23 protein-coding genes and 1 pseudogene are annotated in these 25,869 nt (G+C 69.1%); 13 read left to right on the plus strand and 11 right to left on the minus strand.

From position 1 onward, the window contains the following. Positions 1 to 8 precede the first annotated feature (8 nt). The gene (locus tag J2S57_RS08810; RefSeq protein WP_370882451.1) at positions 9 to 353 is read right to left on the minus strand and encodes a bifunctional 3-phenylpropionate/cinnamic acid dioxygenase ferredoxin subunit; all 345 of its coding nucleotides are present in this window, start codon (positions 351 to 353) and stop codon (positions 9 to 11) included. A gap of 157 nt (positions 354 to 510) precedes the next feature. On the opposite strand from J2S57_RS08810, the gene J2S57_RS08815 reads away from it, so the two are divergent. Continuing rightward, positions 511 to 1,296, plus strand: a complete 786-nt coding sequence (locus tag J2S57_RS08815) for an IclR family transcriptional regulator (protein WP_307240384.1) — start codon at positions 511 to 513, stop codon at positions 1,294 to 1,296. A gap of 45 nt (positions 1,297 to 1,341) precedes the next feature. On the opposite strand, the gene J2S57_RS08820 is transcribed toward J2S57_RS08815, so the two are convergent. The 4 genes and pseudogenes from J2S57_RS08820 to J2S57_RS08835 form a co-directional block, all read right to left on the minus strand. Further along, positions 1,342 to 1,767 (minus strand): DUF805 domain-containing protein, encoded by a 426-nt coding sequence (locus J2S57_RS08820; RefSeq protein WP_307240386.1) that lies wholly within the window; start codon positions 1,765 to 1,767, stop codon positions 1,342 to 1,344. Between the two features lie 530 nt (positions 1,768 to 2,297). Continuing rightward, positions 2,298 to 2,690 (minus strand): annotated as a pseudogene (locus J2S57_RS35320) (DUF805 domain-containing protein); the annotation flags it as partial. Between the two features lie 241 nt (positions 2,691 to 2,931). Then, the gene (locus tag J2S57_RS08830; protein WP_307240390.1) at positions 2,932 to 3,354 is read right to left on the minus strand and encodes a DUF805 domain-containing protein; all 423 of its coding nucleotides are present in this window, start codon (positions 3,352 to 3,354) and stop codon (positions 2,932 to 2,934) included. Between the two features lie 57 nt (positions 3,355 to 3,411). Then, the gene (locus J2S57_RS08835) at positions 3,412 to 4,935 is read right to left on the minus strand and encodes an aldehyde dehydrogenase family protein (RefSeq protein WP_307240392.1); all 1,524 of its coding nucleotides are present in this window, start codon (positions 4,933 to 4,935) and stop codon (positions 3,412 to 3,414) included. Between the two features lie 130 nt (positions 4,936 to 5,065). Between J2S57_RS08835 and betA the strand changes: the two genes are divergently transcribed. From betA to J2S57_RS08860, 5 genes are all read left to right on the plus strand, one after another. Continuing rightward, entirely contained in the window at positions 5,066 to 6,766 is a 1,701-nt protein-coding gene (betA, locus tag J2S57_RS08840) for a choline dehydrogenase (RefSeq protein WP_307240394.1), read from the plus strand. 333 nt (positions 6,767 to 7,099) lie between these two features. Continuing rightward, a complete protein-coding gene (locus J2S57_RS08845; RefSeq protein WP_307240396.1) occupies positions 7,100 to 8,188 on the plus strand; it encodes a quaternary amine ABC transporter ATP-binding protein in 1,089 nt (362 codons plus the stop codon). Then, positions 8,185 to 10,149 (plus strand): ABC transporter permease, encoded by a 1,965-nt coding sequence (locus J2S57_RS08850; RefSeq protein ID WP_307240398.1) that lies wholly within the window; start codon positions 8,185 to 8,187, stop codon positions 10,147 to 10,149. Before J2S57_RS08845 ends, J2S57_RS08850 begins: the two co-directional genes overlap by 4 nt. Before the next feature lie 41 nt (positions 10,150 to 10,190). Beyond that, positions 10,191 to 11,147 carry an ABC transporter substrate-binding protein gene (locus J2S57_RS08855; protein WP_307240400.1) on the plus strand — a complete coding sequence of 319 codons (957 nt, stop codon included), beginning with the start codon at positions 10,191 to 10,193 and terminating at the stop codon, positions 11,145 to 11,147. 190 nt (positions 11,148 to 11,337) lie between these two features. Next, the gene (locus J2S57_RS08860; protein ID WP_307240402.1) at positions 11,338 to 13,770 is read left to right on the plus strand and encodes a GcvT family protein; all 2,433 of its coding nucleotides are present in this window, start codon (positions 11,338 to 11,340) and stop codon (positions 13,768 to 13,770) included. A gap of 8 nt (positions 13,771 to 13,778) precedes the next feature. Here the strand turns inward: J2S57_RS08860 and J2S57_RS08865 are convergent, their stop codons facing one another. After that, positions 13,779 to 14,210: a DUF2000 domain-containing protein gene (locus J2S57_RS08865; protein ID WP_307240405.1), complete on the minus strand. Its 432-nt coding sequence runs from the start codon at positions 14,208 to 14,210 to the stop codon at positions 13,779 to 13,781. 90 nt (positions 14,211 to 14,300) lie between these two features. On the opposite strand from J2S57_RS08865, the gene J2S57_RS08870 reads away from it, so the two are divergent. After that, positions 14,301 to 15,095 (plus strand): helix-turn-helix transcriptional regulator, encoded by a 795-nt coding sequence (locus tag J2S57_RS08870; protein ID WP_307240407.1) that lies wholly within the window; start codon positions 14,301 to 14,303, stop codon positions 15,093 to 15,095. A gap of 72 nt (positions 15,096 to 15,167) precedes the next feature. Further along, entirely contained in the window at positions 15,168 to 16,085 is a 918-nt protein-coding gene (locus J2S57_RS08875; protein ID WP_307240409.1) for an aldo/keto reductase, read from the plus strand. Between the two features lie 11 nt (positions 16,086 to 16,096). Here the strand turns inward: J2S57_RS08875 and J2S57_RS08880 are convergent, their stop codons facing one another. After that, positions 16,097 to 17,086 (minus strand): aldo/keto reductase, encoded by a 990-nt coding sequence (locus tag J2S57_RS08880; RefSeq protein ID WP_307240411.1) that lies wholly within the window; start codon positions 17,084 to 17,086, stop codon positions 16,097 to 16,099. Positions 17,087 to 17,112: 26 nt separating this feature from the next. Next, positions 17,113 to 17,754, minus strand: a complete 642-nt coding sequence (locus J2S57_RS08885; RefSeq protein ID WP_370882603.1) for a TetR/AcrR family transcriptional regulator — start codon at positions 17,752 to 17,754, stop codon at positions 17,113 to 17,115. A gap of 430 nt (positions 17,755 to 18,184) precedes the next feature. Between J2S57_RS08885 and sohB the strand changes: the two genes are divergently transcribed. From sohB to J2S57_RS08900, 3 genes are all read left to right on the plus strand, one after another. Next, positions 18,185 to 19,144 carry a protease SohB gene (gene sohB, locus J2S57_RS08890; protein ID WP_307240415.1) on the plus strand — a complete coding sequence of 320 codons (960 nt, stop codon included), beginning with the start codon at positions 18,185 to 18,187 and terminating at the stop codon, positions 19,142 to 19,144. A gap of 119 nt (positions 19,145 to 19,263) precedes the next feature. Continuing rightward, positions 19,264 to 19,779: a SigE family RNA polymerase sigma factor gene (locus tag J2S57_RS08895; RefSeq protein WP_307240417.1), complete on the plus strand. Its 516-nt coding sequence runs from the start codon at positions 19,264 to 19,266 to the stop codon at positions 19,777 to 19,779. Beyond that, positions 19,779 to 20,552 carry a hypothetical protein gene (locus tag J2S57_RS08900; RefSeq protein WP_307240419.1) on the plus strand — a complete coding sequence of 258 codons (774 nt, stop codon included), beginning with the start codon at positions 19,779 to 19,781 and terminating at the stop codon, positions 20,550 to 20,552. The genes J2S57_RS08895 and J2S57_RS08900 overlap by 1 nt, the downstream gene beginning before the upstream one ends. Here J2S57_RS08900 and J2S57_RS08905 read toward each other — a convergent pair. From J2S57_RS08905 to J2S57_RS08915, 3 genes are all read right to left on the minus strand, one after another. Next, positions 20,517 to 20,927, minus strand: coding sequence for a VOC family protein (locus tag J2S57_RS08905; protein ID WP_307240421.1), 411 nt, complete (start codon positions 20,925 to 20,927; stop codon positions 20,517 to 20,519). The genes J2S57_RS08900 and J2S57_RS08905 overlap by 36 nt on opposite strands. Before the next feature lie 68 nt (positions 20,928 to 20,995). Next, positions 20,996 to 22,954, minus strand: a complete 1,959-nt coding sequence (gene acs / locus J2S57_RS08910; RefSeq protein WP_307240423.1) for an acetate--CoA ligase — start codon at positions 22,952 to 22,954, stop codon at positions 20,996 to 20,998. 319 nt (positions 22,955 to 23,273) lie between these two features. Next, complete coding sequence (locus tag J2S57_RS08915) at positions 23,274 to 24,086, minus strand: LytR/AlgR family response regulator transcription factor (RefSeq protein WP_370882604.1); 813 nt, start codon at positions 24,084 to 24,086, stop codon at positions 23,274 to 23,276. 119 nt (positions 24,087 to 24,205) lie between these two features. Between J2S57_RS08915 and J2S57_RS08920 the strand changes: the two genes are divergently transcribed. Beyond that, a complete protein-coding gene (locus tag J2S57_RS08920) occupies positions 24,206 to 24,682 on the plus strand; it encodes a GtrA family protein (protein WP_307240428.1) in 477 nt (158 codons plus the stop codon). A gap of 98 nt (positions 24,683 to 24,780) precedes the next feature. Beyond that, positions 24,781 to 25,626, plus strand: coding sequence for a Fic family protein (locus tag J2S57_RS08925; protein ID WP_307240431.1), 846 nt, complete (start codon positions 24,781 to 24,783; stop codon positions 25,624 to 25,626). Positions 25,627 to 25,869 lie beyond the last annotated feature (243 nt).

The raw sequence follows: 25,869 nt of genomic DNA on the forward strand, positions 1-25,869 counted from the left end.
ACCAGAGGCTAGGCGAGGGAGGCGGACACCGAGTCGGCCGGCCTCAGCGCCACGAACACCTCACCGTTCTCGATCAGCACGGCGTGCGTGCGCACCGGCACCCGCGCGGGCGGACCGCTCGGCATCCCGGTGCGCAGATCGAAGCAGCTGGCGTGCAGCGGACACTCGACCGCGCAGTCCGCCTCCTCGACGTACCCGTCGGCGAGCGACGCGTCTTGATGGGTGCAGGTGTCGTCGACGGCGTAGTGCCGCCCGCCCACGTTGAACACCGCTAACGGAACACCGTCGGGCCCCTGCTCGACCCGCAGTGCCTCACCCTCGGGGACATCCCCGACCGCACAGACCCGAATCACGGCACGCCTCATCTCAAGACGAAGGACCTGGAGGGAGAAGGTGGTGCGCTTGTTGCGTCTTGCACAACACGAAGTGCGATATGCAACAGCGTGCGGCCGATGGATACCGCGCGTCAAGACATAACGGGGTTACTGGTGGGCAGCTATGGTTTCAGCCATGGCGGAGACGACCCGCGCCGGAGGCGACGCCTCACAGGTGCAGTCCGTCGACCGGGCACTCATGGTGCTGGACCTGCTCGCCCGGCGGGGCGAGCTGGGGGTGACCGAACTCGCCACCGAACTCGCCGTGCACAAGTCCACGGCCTTCCGGCTCGTCACCGCGCTGGAACGCCGCGACCTGGTGCAGCAGGTCGGCGATCGCGGCAAGTACCGCCTCGGCCTGGGTGTCCTGCGTCTGGCGGCGGCCACCACGGGCCGGCTCGAGGTCAGCCGGGAGGGCCGCGAGGTGTGCGAGCGCCTGGCCCACGAGCTGGGCGAGACCGTCAACATCGCGATCATGGACGACGACAGCGCCGTCAACGTGCTGCAGGAGTACGGCAACGCGTCGGTGATGACCCGCAACTGGATCGGGCGGCGCACCCCGCTGCACGCCACCTCGAGCGGCAAGGTGCTGCTGGCCTTCGCCGACGGGTCGGTGCGCAAGCACTTCCTGTCGATGCCGCTCGAGCCGCTCACCGAGAACACCCTCAGCGACCCGGACGAGCTGCTCACCGAACTGGTCGAGGTGACCGGCCGGGGCTGGGCCTCGACCTACGAGGAACTCGAGATCGGCCTGACCGCGGTGGCCGCCCCGGTGCGGGACGGCAGTGGTCAGGTGATCGCGGCCGTGAGTGCGTCGGGGCCGTCGTTCCGGCTGACCCGCGACCGGTTCGAGCCGGTGGCCGCCCGGCTCGTCGACGGCGCGGCCGAGATCAGCTCACGCCTGGGGTATTTCGGCGCGTAGACGAACAGTGCGCCGCCCCCTTCGAAGGGGACGGCGCACTCGGCATCAGGCCTGGGCGTAGCCCGGCTGGCCGTAGCCGGCGTCGAGACCCTTGGGGCTCGGGCCGTACGCGTTGCTGCCGGGCTCACTGTCGAGAACGGTGAACACGAGCAGCACCAGGCTGCCGAAAGGCACGATGCCGAGCAGGATCCACCAGCCGGTGCGGCCGGTGTCGTGGAGCCGGCGGACGAACACGGCCAGGCTGGGGATGAACATCCCGAGCGAGATGACGGCGTAGATGATTCCGCCGATGACGGCGATCGCCGGGGCGTCCTGCCCGGCGACCAGACCGACCACCAGGATGATCGTGGCGACGATGCTGATCAGAATCGAGGCCAGGGTGAAGAACCAGTACTCCGAGCGCCGTGCGCGGCCTGAGAACGTGGCGTACTTCTGCTTGAGAACCGTGTTGACGGCCTCTGAAAACGACACGCTGCGACTCCTGACGTCGTAGTGCGAGGGATGTGTGCACGACGGACGGGCTCGGCCATCCATCGGTCAGGAGAAGTATGAATGCGCGTCTACCTGGCTAAATGCTCTTTATGGTCACAACCCGACAACAACGGCACGCCACCCGTGACGGGGTCGCGTGCCGTTGTGGTTCCGGTGCGTCAGGACGACGTGGTGAAGCGGGTGCGTCAGCGCCAGTTGTCGTTGCCCGAGGACCCGTAGCCCTGCTGGCCGTTCTCACCCTGCTGACCGTTCTGACCCGGCTGACCGTACTGGCCCGACTGGTCGCCGTAGCCGGACTGCTGGCCGTAGCCCTGATTCTCGCCATACCCCTGGTTCTGGCCGTAACCCGGCTGCTGGCCGTACTGCTGGTCCGGCTGGCCGTACCCCGGCTGCTGCTGACCGTAGCCGGACTGCTGACCGTAGCCCGCCTGCTGCCCGTATCCAGGCTGCTGACCGTAACCGGCCTGCTGACCATACCCCGGCTGGCCGTAACCGCCCTGCCCGTAACCACCTTCAGCACCCTTGGGGTTCGGACCGTACTGGTTCGAGCCCGGCTCACTGTCGAGCACCATGAAGACGAGCAGCACCAGGCCGCCGAACGGCACGATCGAGATCAGCCACCACCAGCCGGAGCGGCCGGTGTCGTGCAGACGGCGCACCCCGACGGCCAGGTTCGGCACCAGGAAGCCGAAGACCGCGACGACGTACCAGAGCACGAGCAGGGCCGACGACAGGGCATTGTCACCGAGGATGGCGACGAGGATTCCCACCACGATCAGGCTGGCGAACACCCCGAGCACGTAGGCCAGGTACCACCACCAGTACTCGGACCGCCGGGCCCGGCCCTGGAACGTGGCGTACTTCTGCGTCAGGACGATTCTGACGGCGTCTTGGATCGACACGCGGGTTCTCCATGATGTCGGTGGTCAGGGCGTACAGGTGGTCAGGGCGTACGCGTGATCTGGACGTGCGGATGGTCAGGGCCGCGCGAACCTAGCAACCCTTCACCCGGTGCCGACACCCTGACAGCGGCGAACGGAGCAGCACGGCTGCTCTGCGTCGACAGGCTGTGCACCGGCAGTGCCGGTGCACAGCCTCCTCCAGATCGTCGTGTCAGCACCCCACCACAGCCGTCACCAGCCGTCACCAGCCGGCCCCTGGCCGCACCTCACCACCCTCGACGCCCTTCGGGTTCGGGCCGTAGCGGTTGCTGCCCGGCTCACTGTCGAGCACCAGGAAGACGAGCAGCACCAGGACACCGAACGGGAGCAGGCTGATCCAGAACCACCAGCCGGTGCGCCCGGTGTCGTGCAGCCGCCGCACCAGAACCGCGGTGCTGGGCACCAGCAGCGCGAGGTAGATGACCAGGATCGCGAGCCCGGCGATCCCCCCGACCGCCTCGCTCCCCTCGGTGAGGTAGGCGATGAGGCCCAGCACGATCCAGACCACCCCGATCGCCAGCAGTTCGGCGAGGTAGAACCACCAGTACTCGCACCGCCGGGCCCGGCCCGAGAACGTGGCGTACTTGTGCCGGAGAACGATGGTGACGGCTTCTGCGAAAGACACGTGGCGCTCCTGACGTCGAATACGGAGGATGCGTACCCGACCAGGGCGTTCCGGTCGTCAGGCGGAAGCGCCCCCGGAGAACCAGTGTTGCGCCGAGGGGGCCGTGTTCTCGTAGAGGTGCTTGGCCTCCCGGTACTCCGCCAGCCCGCTGGGCCCCAGTTCCCGCCCGGTGCCGGAGAGCTTGAACCCGCCCCACTCGGCCTGCGGCAGGTAGGGCCCGAACTCGTTGATCCAGACCGTGCCGTGCCGAAGCCGCCCGGCCACCCGGTGCGCGCGGGCCCGGTCCGACGTCCACACCCCGCCCGCCAGCCCGTAGCGGGTGTCGTTGCCCAGGAAGACCGCCTCGTCTTCCGAGGAGAACCGCTCGACCGTGACGATCGGCCCGAACGTCTCCTCCTGCACGATCCGCATCTCCCGCGAGCACCCGGCGAAAACCGTTGGCCGGTAGAAGTACCCGGCCTGATCGGCGGAGAGTCGCGCACCCCCGGTCAGCAGCTTCGCCCCCTCCTGCAGACCGAGAGCGACATAGCCCTCGACCTTGGCCAGATGCTCCGCCGACACCAGCGGCGGCATCTCCGACGAGGGATCAAGGCCGGGCCCGACACGGATCAGCTCCGCCCGCCGCACCAGCTCGGCCACGAACTCGTCGTGCAGAGAGTCTTCCAGCAGCAGCCGGGTACCCGCCGAGCAGACCTGGCCCGCATGCAGGAACACCCCGGTCAGCGCCGCATCGAGCGCGGCCTCCCGGTCGGCGTCCGCGAACACGATGTGCGGGTTCTTGCCGCCGAGCTCGAGCGCGACCTTCTTCACGGTGTCCGCGGCGGTCCGCATGATCGTGCGCCCGGTGTCCAGACCGCCGGTGAACGAGACCAGGTCGACGTCTTCACTGGCCACCAGCCCCGCGCCCACCACCGCACCCGACCCGAGCAGCAGGTTCGCGACCCCCGCCGGTACCCCCGCGTCCTCGAGCAGGCCCGCCAGGATCACCGTGGTGAGCGGCGTGACCTCGCTCGGCTTGATCACGACGGTGCAGCCGGCCGCCAGCGCGGGCGCGACCTTCCAGGAGATCTGCAGCAGCGGATAGTTCCACGGCCCGATCGCCACGCAGACCCCGACCGGCTCGTGAACCACACGGCTGACGACGGCCGGATCGCCCGCGTCGACGAGCCGGCCGGGATCCCCCAGCGCCAGGGCGGCGTAGTAGCGAAACACCGATGTCACGTCGTCGACATCGATCTCGCTCTCCCGCAGGGTCTTTCCGGTGTCGAGGGTCTCGATCCGGGCGATCTGCGAGCGGTTGGCCTGCAGCAGATCGGCCACCCGGTTCAGGATCGCACTGCGCTCGGAGACCGGCGTCGCGCTCCACTCCCCCGCGTCGAACGTGCGCCGCGCGGCCGCCACGGCATCCCGCACGTCATCGGCGGAAGCCTCGTCCACCTGGCAGATCTCGCTGCCGTCAGCGGGATTCAGCACCGGCCGGGAGGCCGAGGCCGCACGCCACTGCCCACCGATGTAGAGCGTCCCCTCGAACGCTGGAGTGCCGTCGGGGGCGACTGCGAGCTGAGTTGCCGGGGATGACATCTAGACCCCTCACCAATCGTGATGATTCACTGTGCCTGTTGCTTTGTCTGGAACTCGGTGCGCATGACGCAACGAATGGTAGGCGGGAACCACCACCACAGCATCAAGCACGCATCAGGAGGTCGGCATCATGGCCGAGGCAAGGGTCGAGCGGTACGACTACGTCATCGTCGGCGGCGGTTCGGCCGGGTGCGTCCTGGCGAACAGACTGAGCGAAGACTCCTCGGCGAGCGTGCTCGTGCTCGAGGCGGGCCGCTCGGACTTCGCCTGGGACCTGCTGATCCACATGCCCGCGGCCCTGACCATGGTGATCGGGAACCCGCTCTACGACTGGCGTTACCGGAGCGAACCCGAGCCCTTCATGCACGGGCGACGCATCGCGCACGGGCGGGGCAAGGTGCTGGGCGGTTCGTCGAGCATCAACGGCATGATCTTCCAGCGCGGTAACCCGCTCGACTTCGAGCGCTGGGCCGCCGACCCGGGCATGGGGTCCTGGGACTACGCGCACTGCCTGCCCTACTTCAAGAAGATGGAGAACTGCCTGGCGGGCGAAGACGAGTGGCGCGGTGGCGACGGGCCGCTCGAGCTGGAACGCGGCCCGGCCACGAACCCGCTGTTCCAGGCCTTCTTCGAGGCCGTGCAAGAGGCCGGCCATCCGCTCACCGACGACGTGAACGGTTACCGGCAAGAGGGTTTCAACCGTTTCGACCGCACGATCCGGGGCGGCCGCCGCCTGTCGGCCGCCCGAGCCTACCTGCACCCGATTCTGAAACACCGCAAAAACCTGACGGTGCGCACACTTTCGATGGTGCACCGGGTCGTTTTCGATGGTGGACGCGCGGTCGGGGTGGAGTACACGCGGTCCCTTCCCTTCAACGGGCCCCTGGGACGCGTCGGCACGGGCCTGAGGCGGGTCGAGGCGGGAGAGGTGATCCTGGCCGGCGGAGCCGTCAACACCCCGCAGCTGCTCCAGCTCTCCGGCCTCGGAAATGCCGCGGACCTGAGGAAACTCGGCATCGACGTGGTGGCCGACCTGCCCGGTGTGGGCGAGAACCTGCAAGACCACCTCGAGGTCTACGTGCAGCACGCCTGCAAGCAGCCGGTCTCACTCAATCCGTCACTCAAGCTCTACAAGCGCCCGACGATCGGCCTGGAGTGGCTGCTGCGCAAGACCGGCCCGGCATCCACCAACCACTTCGAGGCCGGCGGCTTCGTCCGTGGAAACAACGATGTCAGCTACCCCAACCTGATGTTCCACTTCCTGCCGGTGGCCGTGCGCTACGACGGCACCTCACCGGCCGCCGACCACGGCTACCAGGTACACATCGGGCCGATGTACTCCGACGCCCGTGGCAGCGTGAAGATCAGCAGCACCGATCCGCGGCAGGCCCCGGCCCTGCGCTTCAACTACCTGTCCACCGAGCAGGACCGGCGGGAGTGGGTGGAGGCGATCCGGGTGGCCCGGGACATCCTCTCCCAGCCCGCGTTCGGTGAGTTCAGCGCCGGGGAGATCAGCCCCGGGCCGGGTGTGAGCACCGACGACGAGATCCTCGACTGGGTGGCCCGCGACGCCGAGACCGCCTACCACCCCTCCTGCACGGCCAGGATGGGCACCGACGAGATGGCCGTCGTGAATCCCGAGACGATGGGCGTGCACGGCGTCGAGGGGCTTCGCGTCGCCGATGCCTCGGTCATGCCCTACGTCACCAACGGCAACATCTACGCACCGGTCATCATGCTCGCCGAGAAGGCGGCCGACCTGATCCGCGGCACCGCACCGCTCGAGCCGCAGCCGGTGCCGTACTACCGGCACCACCATTCACTTCAATAAAGTTCAACGCGGTTTCGACCAGAGCGACGGAAAACCGTTCGGCGCAATTGGCCCCACGACCCCACCCAGGCACCGCAGGATGCAGAAAAGGACTGATGGACATCCGCACGCACTACTCTGCGTCGCCGAATGACCCACTCTCGGTCATGTCACGATTGGGCCGCGGAATTAAGCCTCACATACGGCTTTGGCTAGATTAACCACACCGAAACGGGGGCATACCTTGACCATGACCTCGCGGCGGGCACAGTGTGTCCCCCGGTGAGACGCAAGACCTCATGCAGAGCTCGCGGGCCCCTCGCCCCTACTGTCATAAACCAGAAAGGGTGAGCGATGGCCGCCGTCACCGAGAACAGCCAGGACCTGACCGTGACGCCCGGCGAAAGCACCACCACGGCCGGGAAACCGCTGATCTCGGTGCGCGACCTGTGGATGGTGTTCGGCCCCAAGGCCGCCACCGTACCGAACAACGAGGAGCTGTGCGCCCTTTCCCGTCGCGAGCTCATGGAGCGCACGGGTAACACCATTGCCGTGCGCGACATCTCGTTCGACGTGGCGCCCGGCGAGGTCTTCGTGGTGATGGGCCTGTCCGGGTCCGGTAAGTCCACGCTGGTGCGGTGTCTCACGCGTCTCATCGAACCCACCGCCGGTTCGGTCGTGTTCGAGGGCGAGAACCTGCTCGAGGCCGATGCGAAGCGCCTCCGTGAGCTCAGGCGTCACAAGTTCTCCATGGTGTTCCAGAACTTCGGCCTGCTGCCCCACCGGCGCGTCGTCGACAACGTGGCCTACGGCCTCGAGGTGCGCGGCGCCGGGCGGGCCGAGCGGCGTGAGCGAGCGGCCGAGGTGATCGAGCTGGTCGGCCTGGCCGGCTACGAGAACTCCTACCCCGACGAGCTCTCCGGCGGCATGCAGCAGCGCGTCGGCCTGGCCCGGGCCCTGGCCGTGGAGCCCGACCTGATGCTGTTCGACGAGCCGTTCTCGGCGCTCGACCCGCTGATCCGGCGCGACATGCAGAACGAGGTCATCCGGCTGCACCGCGAACTGGGCAAGACGATGGTGTTCATCACCCACGACCTGTCCGAGGCGCTGAAGCTCGGCGACCGCATCCTGATCATGCGCGACGGCAAGCCCGTGCAGATCGGCACCGGCGACGAACTCGTCGGGGCGCCGGCCGACGACTACGTGCGCGACTTCGTCTCCGACGTGCCCAAGGGCGACGTGCTCACCCTGCGCTGGATCATGCGCCCGGTCACCGACGCCGATCCGGCCGACGGCCCGGAGGTCAGCCCCGACACGGTGATCCGCGACGCGACCCGCCTGGTGCTGAGCAACCACCAGCCGGTGCGCGTGGTCGAGAACGGCGCAGTGGTCGGGATCGTCGGCCACGAGGAGATTCTCGCGATCGTGGCGGGCGTCCGGTGACCGTTCTCCCCCTTTCCCGGGCCGCCGTCACGAAACCCGGCCGGGGGCGCATCATCGCCGCCGTGCTGGTGGCGTTCGTGGTGCTGGCCGCCGTGTTCCGCGGCCGCGACACCCTCGGCCTGGTGCCGTCCGACACCACAGCCCTGCACCGCCGGCTCAACGACCTCAACCACTGGGTCTCGAGCAACCGCAACGAGAGCCCGATCTTCCTCTACTTCTTCAACGAGATCCGGGCGTTCGTCGACGCGCTGACCACGCTCTTCCAGAACCTCATCTCCCAGCCCGGTTTCGGCCGTCCGGTGCCGGTGATCGGCTGGCTCGGCGTGGTCGCGATCTTCGCGCTCGTCGCCCTGGCCTTCGCCGGAGTGCGCGTAGCCCTGCTGCTGGCCGTGGGTTTCGTGTTCATCGGCATGCAGGGCCTGTGGGAAGAGAGCATGGACACGCTCGCCCTGACCCTGAGCGCGGTGCTGCTGGCCCTGGTCATCGGCATCCCGCTGGGCATCTGGGCCGGGCTGAACGACCGGGCCAGTGCCGTGGTCACCCCGGTGCTCGACTTCCTGCAGACCATGCCCACGTTCGTCTACCTGGCGCCGTTCACCCTGCTCTTCCTGATCGGCCCGGCCTCGGCCACGCTGGTCACCCTGGTCTACGCGCTGCCGCCGGCCGTGCGCTACACCGCGCACGGCATCCGCTCGGTGCCGCGCAGCAGCGTCGAGGCCTCGGAGTCGCTGGGCTCCACCAGTTTCCAGCGCCTCACCGGGGTGCTGCTGCCGATGTCCCGGCGCACGATCGTGCTCGGGCTGAACCAGACCATCATGGCCGCGCTCTCGATGGCCACGGTCGCCGCGCTGATCGACGCGCCCGGGCTGGGCAAGACCATCCTGAAGTCGCTGCAGACGCTCGACGTCGGGGTCTCGTTCAACGCCGGGCTCGCGATCGTCGTGATGGCGATCCTGCTCGACCGGCTGACCACCGCGATCAGCCGCTCGAAAACCCGCCGCCCCTCGAGACTCCGGCTCCCCGTCCTCGCCGTGTCGGGCGTCCTCACGGTGTTCGCCGTATACCTCTCACGCACCTACCTGTGGGCCGCCGAGTTCCCGACCACGCTGGGTGCCACCGACATCAACATCGGAAACGACATCGCCCGCATCAGCGGAAACGCGGCCGAGTGGGTCACGCTGCACTTCTCCGACCTCACCGGGCAGCTGAAAGACAGCACCACCACGCTGCTCATCGACCCGGTGCAGACGCTGCTGGTCGAGTCGCCCTGGTGGCTCGTGGCGGCCCTGGTGCTGTCGCTGGCCTTCCTGCTCGGCGACCTGCGCACCACCGTGATCAGCGCGTTCTGCGTGGCCGGGTTGATCGGCAGCGGACTCTGGCAGGACAGCATGACCACCCTGGCCGCCACCCTGATCGCGACCGCCGCCACCATGCTGCTCGGCGTCGTGTTCGGCGTCTGGATGGCCCGCAGCCGCCGTGCCGACCTGGCCATCCGGCCGGTGCTCGACGCGCTGCAGGTGATGCCGCCGTTCGTCTACCTGGTGCCGTTCCTGGCGCTGTTCGCCGCGAGCCGCTTCACCGCCATCCTGGCCGCCGTGCTCTACGCGGCGCCGGTGGCGATCAAGGTGGTGGCCGACGGCATCACCGCGGTCTCCGCCACCACCGTCGAGGCGGCGACCGCCTCGGGATCCAGTGCCGGCCAGATCATCTGGAAGGTTCAGCTCCCGATGGCCCGCCAGGCGCTGGTGCTCGCGGCGAACCAGGGCATCTGTTATGTGCTCGCGATGATCGTGGTCGGCGGCCTGGTCGGCGCCGGCGCGCTGGGGTACGACGTGGTGGCGGGCTTCTCGCAGGGTGAGCTGTTCGGCAAGGGGCTCACCGCCGGGTTCGCCATCGTCATCCTGGGCATTCTGCTCAACCGGATCACTCAGGCCGCAGCAGAACGCCGGCGCGGCGCCTGAGATCGTCTCATCAGGAGGATGAAAACACAGTGCTTCATACGATGAAGGCCAGGCGGGTCGGGACGGGCGTGGCCGCGCTCGCGCTGGTTCTGGCCGGATGTGGTGGCGCGACCGTGGAGTCCGGCAGCTCGGGCGGCTCGGGTTCCGGCGGCGACTGCGGCACGGTCAACATGGCGGTGAACCCGTGGGTCGGGTTCGAGGCCGACGTGGCCGTGGTGAAGTACGTGGCCGAGAAGGAACTCGGGTGCACGGTCAACACCAAGGACCTCACGGAAGAGGTCTCCTGGCAGGGATTCGCCTCCGGTGAGATCGACGTGATCATGGAGGACTGGGGTCACCCGGACCTCGAGAAGCAGTACGTGGACGAGCAGAAGGTGGCCACGAAGGTCGGCGAGACCGGCAACGTGGGCCAGATCGGCTGGTTCGTGCCGCCGTGGATGGCCGAGAAGTACCCGGACATCACCGACTGGAAGAACCTGAACAAGTACGCCTCGCAGTTCAAGACGTCGGAGTCGGGCGGCAAGGGGCAGGTGCTCGACGGCGACCCCTCGTACGTCACCAACGACGAGGCCCTGGTGAAGAACCTGGACCTCGACTACAAGGTGGTCTACGCGGGCAGTGAGGCGGCGCTGATCACCGCGTTCCGCCAGGCGGAAGAGAAGAAGACCCCGCTGCTGGGCTACTTCTACACGCCGCAGTGGTTCCTGTCCGAGGTGCCGCTGGTGAAGGTCGACCTGCCCGCCTACGAGGAGGGCTGCGACGCCGACCCGGAGAAGGTCGACTGCGACTACCCGGAGACGCCTCTGCTGAAGTTCGCCCGCACCGAGTTCATCACCTCGGACAGCCCGGCGGCCAAGCTGGTCAAGAACTTCAGCTGGACCAACGACGACCAGAACCTCGTGGCCAAGTACATCGCCGAGGACAAGCTCGACTACGACGACGCCGCCAAGAAGTGGGTCGACGCGAACCAGGCGAAGGTCGACGCCTGGATCAAGTAGGTCGCTGACGAGGGGGCGGGCGGCTGCGGCTGCCCGCCCCCGTTTTGTTGTGTCGAACTGCTTTTGGACGTTTCTGGGCCTTGGACTGTCCGCGTGGCCCCTGCCTCTTGACGGGCCGGGAAGCGGCGTTGCACCCTGCTGTTGCGCTTGATGATCCGAGTTGCGTATTACGCACCCACAGGAGGCTGTCGTGAGCGGTCCGCGCGTCGTCATCATCGGAGCCGGAGTCGTCGGCGCAGCCCTCGCCGACGAACTCTCCGAGCGCGGCTGGAGAGACGTCACGGTCCTCGAGCAGGGGGTGCTGCCCCGGCCCGGCGGCTCGACCTCTCACGCACCCGGGCTGGTGTTCCAGACCAACCCGTCGAAGACCATGGCCCAGCTGGCGAAATACACCATGGAGAAGCTGGTCTCGCTCGACCTCGACGGGGAGCCGTGCTTTCTGCAGGTGGGCGGGCTGGAGATCGCGACCACCCCGGAGCGACTGGCCGAGCTGCACCGCCGGGCCGGGTGGGCGACGGCGTGGGGCATCCCGGCGTCGGTGATCACTCCGGCCGAGTGCTCGGCCCTGTGGCCGATGCTTGACCCGTCACTGGTTCTGGGTGGTCTCCACCTGCCCACCGACGGACTGGCCAAGGCGGTGCGGGCGGTGGAGGCGCAGTTGCGGCGGGCCCGGTCGCGTGGGGTCACGGTGCTGGACCGGCACGAGGTGCTGGACGTTCTGGTCTCGGAAGGCCGGGTCACCGGGGTGCGCACCGACCAGGGTGACATCGAGGCCGACATCGTGGTCTGCTGCGCAGGGTTCTGGGGCCCGAGGATCGCGGCCATGGTGGGGATGACGCTGCCGCTCACGCCGCTGGGGCACCAGCTGGCCTGGACGGCGCCGGTGCCCTCGCTGGCCGGGTCTTCGATGGAGGCTGCGCGTCCGATCCTTCGCCACCAGGACGCCGACCTGTACTACCGGGAGAACTTCGAGGGGCTGGGCATCGGGTACTACGGGCACCGGCCGATGCCGGTCTCGCTCTCCGAGCTCGGCACCGGGGAGATGCCCTCGGTTCTGCCCTTCACCCCGGCTGACTTCGAGCCGGCCTGGGCCGAGAGTGCCCGCCTGCTGCCTGATCTCGCTTCCTCCTCGGTTTCGGAGGGGATCAACGGCATCTTCTCGTTCACCACCGACGACTACCCCCTGCTCGGCCCCTCGCCGGACGTGGAGGGTTTCTGGGTGGCCGAGGCGGTCTGGGTCACGCACTCGGCCGGGGTCGGGGCGGCGATGGCCGAGTGGCTCGTCGACGGGCACTGCTCCTCGTTCGACCTGCACGAGTGCGACGTCAATCGGTTCGAGAAGCACCAGCTGACACCCGATTACGTGCTGGCGCGGGACTGCCAGAACTTCGTCGAGGTCTACGACATCAAGCACCCGCTGCAGCCGATGGAAGAACCCCGGCCGCTGCGCACGACACCCTTCTACCACCGGCAGCAAGAACTCGGGGCCGTGTTCCTGGAGGCGTCGGGGTGGGAGCGGCCGCACTGGTACCAGGCGAATGCCCCGCTGGTGGCGCAGTACCCGTCGAAGGTGCCCGACGCCTGGGCCGCGCGGTACTGGTCGCCGATCGTGGCGGCCGAGGCGCAGCACACCCGCGAGCACGTCTCGATGTTCGACATGACCGCGCTCAAGCGACTCGAGGTGACCGGGCGCGGCGCAACGGATTTCCTGCAGTCGATGTTCACCGGCAACGTGGACAAGTCGGTCGGCTCGGTCACCTACGGCCTGCTGCTCGACACCGACGGGGGCATCCGCAGCGATGTCACGATCGCCCGGCTCGGCCCAGACCGCTACCAGGTCGGCGCGAACGGGGCGCTCGACGAGGCCTGGTTCGCGCGGCACCTGCCCGCCGACGGTCTCACCCAGGTCCGCGACATCACCCCCGGCACGTGCTGCATCGGCCTGTGGGGGCCGCTGGCCCGTTCGGTGCTGGCCCCGCTGACGCCGGACGACGTCTCCGCCGAGGGCCTGAAGTACTTCCGCGCCGGACAGATCCGTGTCGGCCACGTGCCGGTCACGGCGATGCGCCTGTCGTACGTCGGGGAACTGGGCTGGGAGCTCTACACCACCGCCGACCAGGGGCAGAAACTGTGGGACACGATCTGGGCCGCCGGGCAGGAGCACGGCCTGATCGCCGCCGGGCGGGGCGCCTTCAACAGTCTGCGTCTGGAGAAGGGCTACCGGTCGTTCGGCACGGACATGACGTTCGAGCACGATCCCTGGGAGGCCGGGCTGGATTTCGCGGTGCGGCTGCAGAAGGAGTCGTTCCTCGGTCGTTCCGCGGTGGTCTCCCGGCGCGAGGCCGTGAAGCGCCGGCTGACCTGTCTGCTGCTCGACGATTCCGCCTCTTATCACCAGCCCTTGGGCAAGGAACCGGTTTTCGACGGCGACGCCTGCGTGGGCTACGTGACGAGCGCTGCCTACGGGTACACGGTGAACGCGCCCATCGCCTACGCCTGGTTGCCTTCTGAGCTGTCGGTGCCCGGGCAGCGGGTGGAGATCGGCTACTTCGACCGGCGGCTGCCGGCCACGGTGGCGGCGGAGCCGTTGTTCGACCCGGAGATGAAGCGGCTGCGCGGCTGATCAGGTGCTCAGGGGTGCATGACCGCGCCCTTCAGCACCTTGTCCACGCCGTTCTTCGGGCCGTGCACGGCCAGTCCCACCAGGTCGAGCTTGTCGCGGGGCACGGCGGCCACGGCGGCCCGGTTGTCGCGGTCGTTGCCGCTGGTGAAGAGCTCGGAGGTGAAGATGGACATGGGCAGCCCGCGTCCCAGGGCCCTGGTGTGCGCCGAGGTCAGCACCTCGCGGGAGCCCTGGAACACCAGGATCGGCTGCCGGATCATGCCCAGGTAGCCGGTGCCGTCGGCGTCGGCATAGGGCTCGCCGATGAGGTCCGGCTGCCCGCCGGTGATGCCGCTGACCAGGAACGCGCACACGTTGAGGCGCTGCCAGGCGGCGAGGTCGTCGCGCAGGAGCACGGCGATCTTGGTGTCGAAGCGGATCTCGGTCTCTGTCTCACTCACGAAGGAGATGGTGCCGCGCGTCCACCATCGGGCTCTTGTACGTTCTTGGCATGGCTGTACGTCCTTCGGTACGGCTGTACGTTCTTCGGTATGGCGGACGAGGCGCCGCAGCTGACGGCTTGGCAGCCGGACGTGCACGGCGTCCGGGAGGTGCTGCACGCCCGGTTCGGGCGGCACGCGTACCCGATGCACGCGCACGACTCGTGGACGCTCATGCTGCTCGACCTCGGCACCGTGCGGTACAACCTGGGCCGCGAGGAGCACGGATCGTCGACGTCCCTGGTCACCCTGCTGCCCCCGAATGTCCCTCACAACGGGCGGGCGACCGGGCCGGAGGGCTTCACCAAGCGCGTGGTCTACCTCGACGACTCGCTGTTCGCCCCGGGGCTGCTCGACGCCGCGCTGCGCAACCCCTCCCTCGAAGACCCGCTGCTGCGGCGGCGGGTGCACCAGCTCAACGTGGCTCTGTCGCGCCGCACCGAGTCGCTGGAGGCGGCGAGCCGGCTGGCCCTGATCCGCGAGCGCCTGCACACCTCGCTGGGATCCTCGGCCGGTCCGGGCCCGTCGCGCGCCGGCCTGGCCCACGACCTGCGTGACCTGCTCGACGCGAACGTGGTCGAGGGCGTCGCCCTGGAAGACGCGGCCCAGACCCTGCACAGCCATCCGACCCACCTGGTGCGGGCGTTCACGCGGGAGTTCGGCATGCCGCCGCATCTGTACCTGACCGGGCGGAGGGTGGAGAAGGCCCGGCGGCTGCTGCTGTCGGGCGAGACCCCGGCCCAGGCCGCGGTGGGGGCCGGGTTCTACGACCAGTCGCACCTGGCCCGGCACTTCCGGCGCATGCTGGGCACCACGCCGGGCCGGTTCGCGCGCCGGCCGGCGTAGGGACGGGGCATATCGTCGGCCGTGAGGTGTTGTCGCCTCACGACGTCATCGCTCGCCCGTAGGAGGTTCCTCGTGTCCCTGATCCCCCGCACCGACCTCGATGTGTCGCCGCTGTGCCTGGGCGGCAACGTGTTCGGCTGGACCGCGGACGAGCAGCAGTCGATGGCCGTGCTCGACGCCTACACCGAGGCGGGTGGCAACTTCATCGACACCGCCGAGGGCTACTCGCACTGGGTGCCGGGCAACCAGGGCGGCGAGTCGGAGACGATCATCGGCAACTGGCTGGCCCGGCGCGGGCGCCGCGACGACGTGATCATCGCGACCAAGCTGAAGGACCTGTCCCGCGAGGGTATCCGCAAGGGCGTGGAGGGCTCTCTGCGGCGTCTGCAGACCGACTACATCGATCTGTACTACGCGCACTACGACGCCCCCGACACGCCGCAGGAAGAGACCGCGGCGGCGTTCGGCGAGCTGGTGGCCGAGGGCAAGGTGCGCTACCCGGCGGCGTCGAACTTCACCGCCGACCGGCTGGCCGGTGCGCTGCGGGCCGCCGACGAGCTGGGGGTGCCGCGGTACGTGGGGCTGCAGCCGCACTACAACCTGGTGGAGCGGGACACCGTCGAGGGGCCGCTGGCTTCGGTGGCCGCCCAGGAGAATCTGGCGCTGTTCCCGTACTACTCGCTGGCGAGCGGGTTCCTCACCGGCAAGTACCGCACGGCCGACGACGTAGAGGGCCGCGAGCGGGGGGACCGGGCCGGAAAGTACCTCGACGAGCGCGGTTTCCGGGTGCTCGACGCGCTGGACAGGGTGGCCGCGGCGCACGAGGTGCCGGTGACCACGATCTCGCTGGCCTGGCTGCTGAGCCGGCCGGACGTGGTGGCGCCGATCGCGAGTGCCCGCACGGTGGACCAGCTTCCGGCGCTGCTGGCGGCGGGCGAGGTGGAACTGACCGAGGCCGAGGTCGCGGAGCTGACCACGGCCTCGGCCTAGGACCTGAGGTTCTACCAGCGGTTGTGCACCAGGGGACGGATGTCCTCGTCGTAGATCAGCCGGATCACGCCGCGCACGTCGTCGCTGAGCTCGGGGAGCTCGGCGGCGGCCGCGTTGGCCCGGGCCTGGTCGGGGTTGCGGGCGCCCGGGATGACGGTGCTGACGCCCGGCTGGTCGAGGATCCAGCGCAGGGCGGTCTGGGCGAGGGTGCCCTCGTCGTCGGAAAGCTCTTGCTGCAGGCGGCGAACCGCACGCACCCCGGCCCGGAACGGGACGCCGGCGAAGGTCTCGCCGACGTCGAACGCCTCGCCCGAGCGGTTGAACGTGCGGTGGTCGTCGTCGGCGAACGTGGTGTCTTCGGTGTAGCGGCCGGACAGCAGGCCGCTGGCGAGAGGGACGCGTGCGATGATGCCGACGCCGGCCGCCTCGGCCGCGGGGAGCACCTGCTCCAGCGGCTTCTGGCGCAACGGGTTGAGGATGATCTGCACGGTGGCCACGTTCGGCCGGGCGATCGCGGTGATCGCCTCGGCACAGGTCTCCACGCTCACGCCGTACGCCGCGATCCGGCCCTTCGACACCATCGAGTCGAGGGCGTCGAAGACCTTGTCGGTCGAGTAGACCGGAGTGGGCGGGCAGTGCAGCTGGACCAGGTCGAGCGTGTCCACGCCCAGGTTCGACCGGCTGCGGTCGACCCAGGCCTTCATGTTGTCTTTCGTGAAGGTGGCCGGCTCGAACGGCTCGGCCCGGCGGCCCAGCTTCGTCGCGACCGTCAGCCCGGCGTCGGGCAGTTCCTTCAGCAGCTTGCCGATGACCTTCTCGCTGCGCCCGTCGCCGTAGACGTCGGCCGTGTCGATGAACGTCACCCCGGCCTCGACTGCGGCGTGCAGGGTCGCGAGCGCGTCGTGTGTACTCACCGAGCCCCAGTCGGCCCCGAGCTGCCAGGCACCCAGACCGACGACACCAACGCTCCTGCCGGTCCGGCCCAGCGTCCGTTTCTCCATAGCCCGCAACGATAGGGCCTGATGGATCAAACCGGAGCCAGGGGCATGAACCTCGCCATCACCTCGTCGATCGCCGCGATCAGGGACTCGGCCGCGGTTGCATCACCGGCGCAGTGCCGCAGCAGCGCCTGCTGAAAGAGGCCGTCGAGAATGCCGTAGGTCACGTCCGGGCCGAACGGCGGCGCGACGTGGGCCAGTTCGCCGATGCGCGTGGCGACACGCCACGTCATGTCTTGCAATCCGGTATCGATCGCCTCCACGTCGGCCCGGAAGGCCGGGTCGAACATCGACTGCGAGCGCAGGTCGTACCAGAGCCGGTGCAGGTCGCCGTCACGCACCAGGGTCTCGGCCATGGCCAGGGCGAATTCGTGGCGCAACTGTGATGCGGTGACCGCAGTCGCGATGATGCCGTCGTAACGGCGCATGCAGTGATTCTTGTACTGCCGCACGCAGTAGGTGATCAGGTCGACCTTGTCGGCGAAGTAGTAATGCAGCACCCCGTGCGAGAACTCGGAATTCTGCGCGATCTCCCGCAGACTGGTGCGGGCATATCCCAGTTCTGACAACGTTTTCAGGGCCGCGTCGGCGAGTTCGGTGCGGCGTTGCTCGAATTTGCCGCTGCCCCGACCCCGTCCCGCGCGGCGTTCCGGTCTTCCGATTCCGGCCACCCCGGGTCGTTCCGCTGGCTCAGCCACAGTCTCCCCCGTGGGATCTCGTCGCTCGTGTCCACACCAATGCGCCCGTCGCACCGCACGATATCGGCGCCGCAACACCCGCGCCTTCTCGCCGAACACCGCTCGCCGCACTCAAGAACCGGCAAACAGTGCGGGTTTTACCGTTACCTCACTCCCCGGCCGTCCCGGCATTCCCGCCGAGCACCGGTTCACTCATTCTCCGGGCATGTGTGAAAGCGCCTTCCCGAGAGCGGAAAAGGCACCTGCGAATGGACGTGGTGGTCGCTTTCTGGACGGATGTCCAGGAGAATTCTGGGCAGTTGGTCAAACCAATTGGCCGTGTGACCCGGATCACGATGTCTTTTTACCGTGCTGCCCTCCGCCCTTCTGCGGCCGTCGCGGGCGACCCGCCTAAAATCCGGACATGCCCGACGCGCTGACCTCGTATTTCCTGTTCCTGGCCGAGGGGGTCACCGTGGTCGCTCTGCTGGCGACTCTCGGGGTGGCCCTGGTCACCCTCGGCCGCCCCCGCAAGCCACGATCGCGGCTGCGGGTGAAGAACGTCAGCGAGCACTACGACCACCTGCACGACCGGCTGGCCGAGGCGGTGCTGCCGAAGGCGGCGCGCAAGGAACGGCGACGGGCCCGGCGCAGGCCCACCGGCGAGCGGCCCCGGGTGTTCGTGCTCGACTTCCACGGTGACCTGCGCGCCTCCCGGGTGAAGGGGCTGCGCGAGGAGATCACGGCCGTGCTCGGCCTGGCCACCCCGGACGACGAGGTGGTGGTGCGCCTGACCAATCCGGGTGGTGCCGTCAGCGACCAGGGGCTGGCCGCGTCGCAGTTGCAGCGGGTGCGTCACCGCGGCGTCCCCCTGACCGTCTGCGTCGACACCGTCGCGGCCTCGGGCGGCTACATGATGGCCTGTGTGGCGGGGCGCATCGTCGCGGCGCCGTTCGCGGTCGTCGGCTCGATCGGCGTGGTCTCGTCGGTGCCGAACTTCCACCGCCTGCTCGACCGGCTGGGCATCGACGTGGAGCAGTTCACCGGCGGGCAGTACAAGCGCACCGTGACCATGTTCGGCCGCAACACCGACGCCGACCGGGCCAAGGTCACCGAGCAGGTCAACGAGATCCACGACCTGTTCAAGGATTTCGTGCACGAGCAGCGGCCCGGCATCGACCTGGAGCGGGTGGCCACCGGGGAGTACTGGTACGGCACCGACGCTCTCGAGCTGAATCTGGTGGACGAGCTGAGCACCAGCGACGACTACCTGCTGCGGGCCCGCGAGCGCGCCGACCTGTTCGAGGTCTCGTACACCGTGCCGCGGTCACGGGTGCGGCAGCTCACCGAGGCCGGGCAGGCCGCGGTGGCCCGGTTACGCTGACCACGTCCCAGGGGCTTCTGAGAAAACTCGGCCCGGACTGCAACCGCGCCCACCGGCCACGCGTGTTTCCAGGTGTGGATACGACAGCACCGGCCGACGCCGGGAGGGAGGTGGGCAGGATGGACGACAAGGGTCTCGACTTCGACGACTTCTACGCCGCCGGCTCCCGTCGGCTCCTGAGCCAGGTCTACGTGATGACGGGTGATCTGGGCGCCGCCGAGGATGCCGTCGCGGAGGCGTACGCCCGGGCCTGGCAGAACTGGGGAAGCCTGCAGAAGTACGGCTCGCCCGAGGCCTGGGTGCGCACGGTGGCCATGCGGACAGCCGTGAGCAGCTGGCGCAAGGCCCGCAACCGTCTGCTGGCTCACCGCCGGGAGCAGTACACCGACCCGATGGCGCCCTCGCCCGACGCCGACCGCGTGATGCTCGTGCGGGCCCTGCAGAAGGTGCCCGCCCGGCAGAGGCAGGCGCTGGTGCTGCACTTCATCGCCGATCTGCCCGTGCGGGAGGTGGCCGCGGAGATGCAGGCCTCGGAGGGCACGGTGAAGTCGTGGCTGTCCCGCGGCCGTGCCGCGCTGAAGACCGAACTCGGGGAGTCCGCCTCCTCGATGCACCGTGGAAGGGGTGAGTACTGATGGACGAGACGGAGTACCGGCTCCGGGAACTGCAGGGTGCCGCCGAGCAGTCGGGCCGCTTGCCGTCGGCGGCCGAGCTGAGACGCCGGGGGGATCGCCGGCGCACGGCGCAGCGGGCCCGGCTGGCCGTGGGCACCTTCGCGGTGGTGGCGGTGATCGCCGGGGGTGTGACCGCCTGGATCGGACCCGACGACGACCTCGGCCGGGCCGTCCCCGCCGGGCCGGCCACCACGTCCACCGCCGCCCCCCGGCCGACGGGCGACGGCACCCCCACCCCCACGAGCTCCACCTCGGGCTCGGCGGTGAAGGTGCCGTCGAAGACCGACGCGCTCACCCGCGACGGCAACGAGCAGTTCTGGATCTGGGCAGCGGGCGACGGCTCCCGCATGCTGACGTACGGGCCGGAGAGCGGGTTGCTGGACCTCACGAAGGCCGACCGCGAGGAGACCTGGCACGGCTACTCCGGGCAGATGCTGCTGATCCCAATTCCCGGCACCGACGACGTCTGGGAGATGGCCGACCCGTCCAGCGACGCCGACCTGATGTGCGTGACGGTCGGCGAGGCCGACTTCCGCACGGAGATCTGCGACGACTCCGACGTCAAGCAGCAGTTCCGGGTGGTGCGATCCGACGACGGCGCGACCTACTCGCTCTCCTCCGTCTCGAGGGAGCGATCCGGGTCGATGTACGTCACCGCCGACGGCGACAGCCTCACCTGGTCGGGCACCGAGAACGACTCAACGGCCTGGATCTTCGAGGCCGCCGGCGACTAGTTCGGCCTCGAAACCGTCACTGTTCTCGAGGTACCCGGCATAGACCTGGGGGCCGCCCGCGTGGGGATACTTCTCCGCGAAGAGCGGCCTCCAGCCGTGCCCGGGCGCGTTCTCCATCAGGGCATCGACCTGCTCGGGGGTACCACTCTGAAAGGCCAGGTGATTCAGCCCGGGTCGCAGGCGCTCGTGCCGGTCGGCCGACAGGGCCGGGCTCTGCTCGATCACCAGGTAGGTGCCGTTACGGCTCCAGCTGCGCCCGGCGGGCCAGTCCTGGAACTGCTCGTAGCCGAGTTCACCGAGCAGCCAACCCCATTCGGCCACTCCCCGGGCCAGGTCGGGCACCCAGAGTTCGACGTGGTGCAGGGCCCCGCGCATGCGCATCTCCTCGGTCAGGATCGTGCAGACTCTCGCGCGGAGAGTCTGCACGATCCCGGCAGACGCTGTCAGTCGGCCGTGCTCAGGCCCTTCTTGATCAGGTCCATCACGGTGGAGTCGGCCAGCGTGGTGACGTCGCCGACGGTGCGGTTCTCGGCCACGTCCTGCAGCAGGCGCCGCATGATCTTGCCGGAACGGGTCTTCGGCAGCTCGTTGACCACCATCACCTGGCGGGGCTTGGCGATCGGGCCGATCTCCTTGGCCACGTGGTTGCGCAGCTCGGCGATCACGGCCTCGGACTGCGACTCGTCGTAACCCGCGTCGCCGCGCAGGATCACGAACGCGCAGACCGCCTGGCCGGTGGTCTCGTCGGCCGCCCCGACCACGGCGGCCTCGGCCACCTTGGGGTGCGAGACCAGCGCCGACTCGATCTCGGTGGTGGAGAGGCGGTGACCCGACACGTTCATCACGTCGTCGACCCGGCCGAGCAGCCAGATGTCGCCGTCCTCGTCCTTCTTCGCACCGTCGCCGGCGAAGTACAGGCCGTCGAAACGCGACCAGTACGTCTCCTTGAAACGCTCCGGGTCGCCCCAGATCCCGCGGAGCATCGAGGGCCAGGGCTCGGTGAGCACCAGGTATCCGCCCGAGCCGTTCGGCACCGACTCGGCGGTGTCGTTGACCACGTCGATGCCGATGCCGGGCAGCGCCACCTGGGCCGAGCCGGGCTTGGCGGTGGTGACGCCGGGCAGCGGGCTGATCATGATCGCGCCGGTCTCGGTCTGCCACCAGGTGTCGACGATCGGGGTGCGGTCGCCGCCGATGTTCTTGCGGTACCAGACCCAGGCCTCGGGGTTGATGGGCTCACCGACCGAGCCGAGCACCCGCAGCGACGACAGGTCGTACTGGGCCGGGATGTCGTCGCCCCACTTCATGAACGTTCGGATCGCCGTGGGGGCGGTGTAGAGCTGCGTGATCTTGTACTTCTGGATGATCTCCCAGAAGCGGCCCTTGTGCGGGGTGTCGGGCGTGCCCTCGTAGATGACCTGGGTGGCGCCGTTGGCCAGCGGGCCGTAGACGATGTAGCTGTGCCCGGTGACCCAGCCGATGTCGGCGGTGCACCAGTAGATGTCTTTGTCGGGCCGCAGGTCGAAGACGTTGCGGTGGGTGTAGGCGGCCTGGGTCAGGTAGCCGCCGGAGGTGTGCAGGATGCCCTTCGGCTTACCCGTGGTGCCGCTGGTGTAGAGGATGAACAGCGGGTTCTCGGCGTCGAAGGCCTGCGGCTCGTGGGTCTCCGACGCGCTGTCGACGACGTCGTGCCACCAGACGTCTTTCTCGTCGTTCCAGGCCACGTCCTGCTGGGTGCGCTGGACGACCAGCACCTTCTTCACCGAGGGGGCCTTGGCCACGGCCTCGTCCACAGCCGGCTTCAGCGCGCTCGGGGCACCCCGGCGGTAGCCGCCGTCGGAGGTGATGACCACCTTGGCGTCGGCGTCGTCGATGCGGCTGCGCAGGGCCTCGGCGCTGAACCCGCCGAAGACCACCGAGTGCGCGGCGCCGATGCGGGCGCAGGCCAGCATCGAGATCACCGCCTCGGGGATCATCGGCAGGTAGATCGCCACCCGGTCACCGGCCTCGACGCCCAGCCCGAGCAGGGCGTTGGCGGCCTTCGAGACCTCTTTCTGGAGCTCGGCGTAGGTGATGCTGCGGGTGTCGCCGGGCTCGCCCTCGAAGTGGATGGCCACCCGGTCGCCGTTGCCGGCCTCGACGTGCCGGTCCACGCAGTTGTAGGCCACGTTCAGCGTGCCGCCGACGAACCACTTCGCGAATGGGGCGCCCGACCAGTCCAGGGTCTGGGTCCACTCGGTGGCCCAGCTCAGCGCCCGGGCCTGCTCGTCCCAGAACGCCAGCCGGTCGGCCTTCGCCTGCTCGTACAGGGCGGGCTGGGCGAGAGCGGCCTCGGCGAACGCGGGATCCGGCGGGAAGCGCCGGTCCTCGTGCAGCAGGTTCGACAGGGTCTCGTCCGTCATCGGATCCCCTTCTCCAAGCGTCTTCGCGTGTGTTCGTGGGTCTTCTGGTGTGGCCGTGCTCACCCTGACCCTAATCGTCCCCGCCCGGTGGCGACATGGGTGTGGTGATCCCCTCTCCGGCGATCGTTCCCCGCCGTGGTTCCCCGCCCTGGTTCCCCGCCTTGGTTCGTGGCCGTGTCCCCACCTCGGTGCCTGCGTGTCCGCATCCGGTTCGCCACCGCGTCCTCAAGCAGTGCCCGTTCTCCTCCCGCCCCGGCACAGACACACCCCCTATACCCAATGGGTATAGGGGGTGTGTCTCCGCTCAGCGATGCGGGATTCAGCCGACGTCGGCCACACGATGCTGCTGGGGGCGAGCCTCGACCCGCGGCGGCGCCTCACCGGCACCGGCCAGCAGGACCTCACGCACGTGCCGGCCCTGACGCCGGCTCACCTGCAGCGTTCGTCCCCGCAGACGTACCCGCATCCGACCGCCCACGGTGCGCACCTCGTCCACATGCGGCAGCGCGACCATCGTGCTGCGGTGGATGCGCAGGAAGCCGTAGGGCTCCCACCGCTCTTCGAGAGTGCTGAGGGGCACCCGGATCAGGTGACTGCCACTGGCCGTGTGAAGCCGGGCATAGTCGCCCTGGGCCTGCACGAACAGGATCTGCGAGCGCCGGATGAACCGCGTGACACCCGCCAGCTCGACCGCGATGGTCTCGTCGGTGGAGGCCGCCACCGTGCGCCGCACCGCATCGGCCAGCCGCTCGGCCGTCACCGGCTTGTCCACGTACTCGACCGAGTCCAGCTCGAACGAACGCGGTGGATGCTGCCGGGCCGGCACCGTGAACACCAGGTGCGGATGCCGGTCGATGCGGGCGAGAGCACGGGCCAGGTGCGGCCCGTCCAGCCCGGGGGTGGACACGTCGCAGACCAGCAGGTCCACCGGGTCGTCGCGGAGTATCTGCAGTGCGCCCGCGCGGTTTCGCGTGGTGCGCACAGCACTGATCCGCGGATCAGCCCGGAGGAACTGGGTCATCCGGGCGAGTGCCGCTCCGTCCGGGTCCACGATGAGTGCCCGCAGCGGAGTCGGGTCCGGGGGATGGGTCCATCGCGGACCACTAGTTCTACCCCGACCAATTGCCGTCACGTTCCCAGGCGCCGTTGCCATGTGTCCAAGAGTAAGGACGCACAGTGCCTCTGTGAACCTATGAATTTCCATAAGTCACACACAGACGACTTTGAGTTTCGCGGCGCACCCTCGTTGTCATGACCGCACCGATGAGCACGGACTTCCCCACGGGCACCGGTGGATCCTACGAACGGGCAGGTCAGAGGCGTCGCACCCTGGGGCAGCTGATCCGTTTCGCCGGAGTCGGAGTGGTCAGCACCCTGGCCTACTCGCTGCTCTACCTGATCCTGCGAACTTTCCTGAACTCCTTCGCCGCGAACACCCTGGCCCTCCTGATCACCGCCGTGGCCAACACCGCAGCCAACCGGAGGGTCACGTTCGGGGTCAGGGGCAACCAGGGCCTGGCCGGCGACCACGCCGTCGGGCTGCTGGCCTTCGCCGTCGGGCTCGGCCTGACCAACGGCTCGCTCTTCCTCGTGCACTGGGCCGGCGTCGAGGCGCACTGGGTCGAGGTGGTGGTGCTGACGGTGGCCAACGCCGTGTCGACGGTGCTGCGGTTCATCGCCCTGCGACTACGTCTCCCCCGCACGGCCGGGTCCCACGCGCTGCCGTAGAGCACGCGCTGCCGTGGGGCAGGCACTGCCGTGGAGCGCGTCGATGCCGTGGAGCACACCGGCGCGGGGTCCCGGACGGACTTCCGTAGGCTCCGGCTGTGACGTCTTCCCTCGCCGAGAGCCTGGCCGCACTGGAGAACCTGCCGGGAGTGGCCGGGGCGGTGCAGTCGGCCCGCACGGCCTGCACGGAGATCCGCTGGCACAACGCCCTGCGCCGGCGCTCGGCCGAGGCCCGCGCGGAGGCCACGGTGCGCTCGGCCCGCAGCTCCGCCGCACTGGAGGGAGCCCGCTACCCGGTCGACCTCGTGCGCGACGTGGCCCGGGGTGCGGCCGAGTTGCCCTCCGACGGCTCCGGGCGACTGGCCCAGGCCGCCGTGCGCGTCTACTCCGAGGCCGCCCTGCTCGAGAAGTCGCTGTCCCAGGCTCCCGCCCAGGCCCTGGCCCGGCTGCACCTCGCGGCCGCCGGAGGACTGCTGCCCGGCGACCAGGTGGGCCGGCCCCGGCAGGGCACCGAACTGCCGTCGGACGGGATCGGCGACCCCGCGGGCGCCCCGATCGGCGCCGAGCTGTCGGGGCGCCTCACCGGCATCACCGGCCTGCTGTCCGCCCCCGCCTCGGCCCCGGCGCTCGTGGTGGCCGCGCTGGTGCACGCCGAGATCCTCACCGCCCGGCCGTTCGTGGCGGGCAACGGCCTGGTCGCCCGGGGACTGGCGCACGCCGTGATGATCGGGCGCGGCCTCGACCCGATGGGCGTGGTGGTCTGGGAGGCAGCACATCTCGACGCCGGTCCGGATTACCATCGCCGGCTCCAGGCGTACACGAGCGGGCGTGTGGACGCGGTGGCGGACTGGCTGATCCACTGCGCCGACGCCGTGGTCAAGGGGGCCGGGGAAGGTCGCGTCGTCTGCGACGCGGTCACCGCGGGACGCGTCACCCGGTCCTGAAACCTTCCCATTCCGGAACGAAAGTGCTTGACGCCGAGGTGCGTTCGTCGTCCATTGCTTGAATGTTCGACGAAAATGGTCACCGGCGTGGACTACTCGACCAACCGCTCGTCGCACGAACGGCGGCTACTCATGGGTAAGCCTGTTGCGGCCCGGCTTCGGGGAGTAGACCTGTCACCACGAACCGGGAACCGGCTCCACACCCGAGGTTTCCGGATCCACACGGACAGCACGGCAGTTCGG

Origin of the sequence: Kineosporia succinea (assembly GCF_030811555.1) — a bacterium.
GTDB classification, from domain to species: domain Bacteria; phylum Actinomycetota; class Actinomycetes; order Actinomycetales; family Kineosporiaceae; genus Kineosporia; species Kineosporia succinea.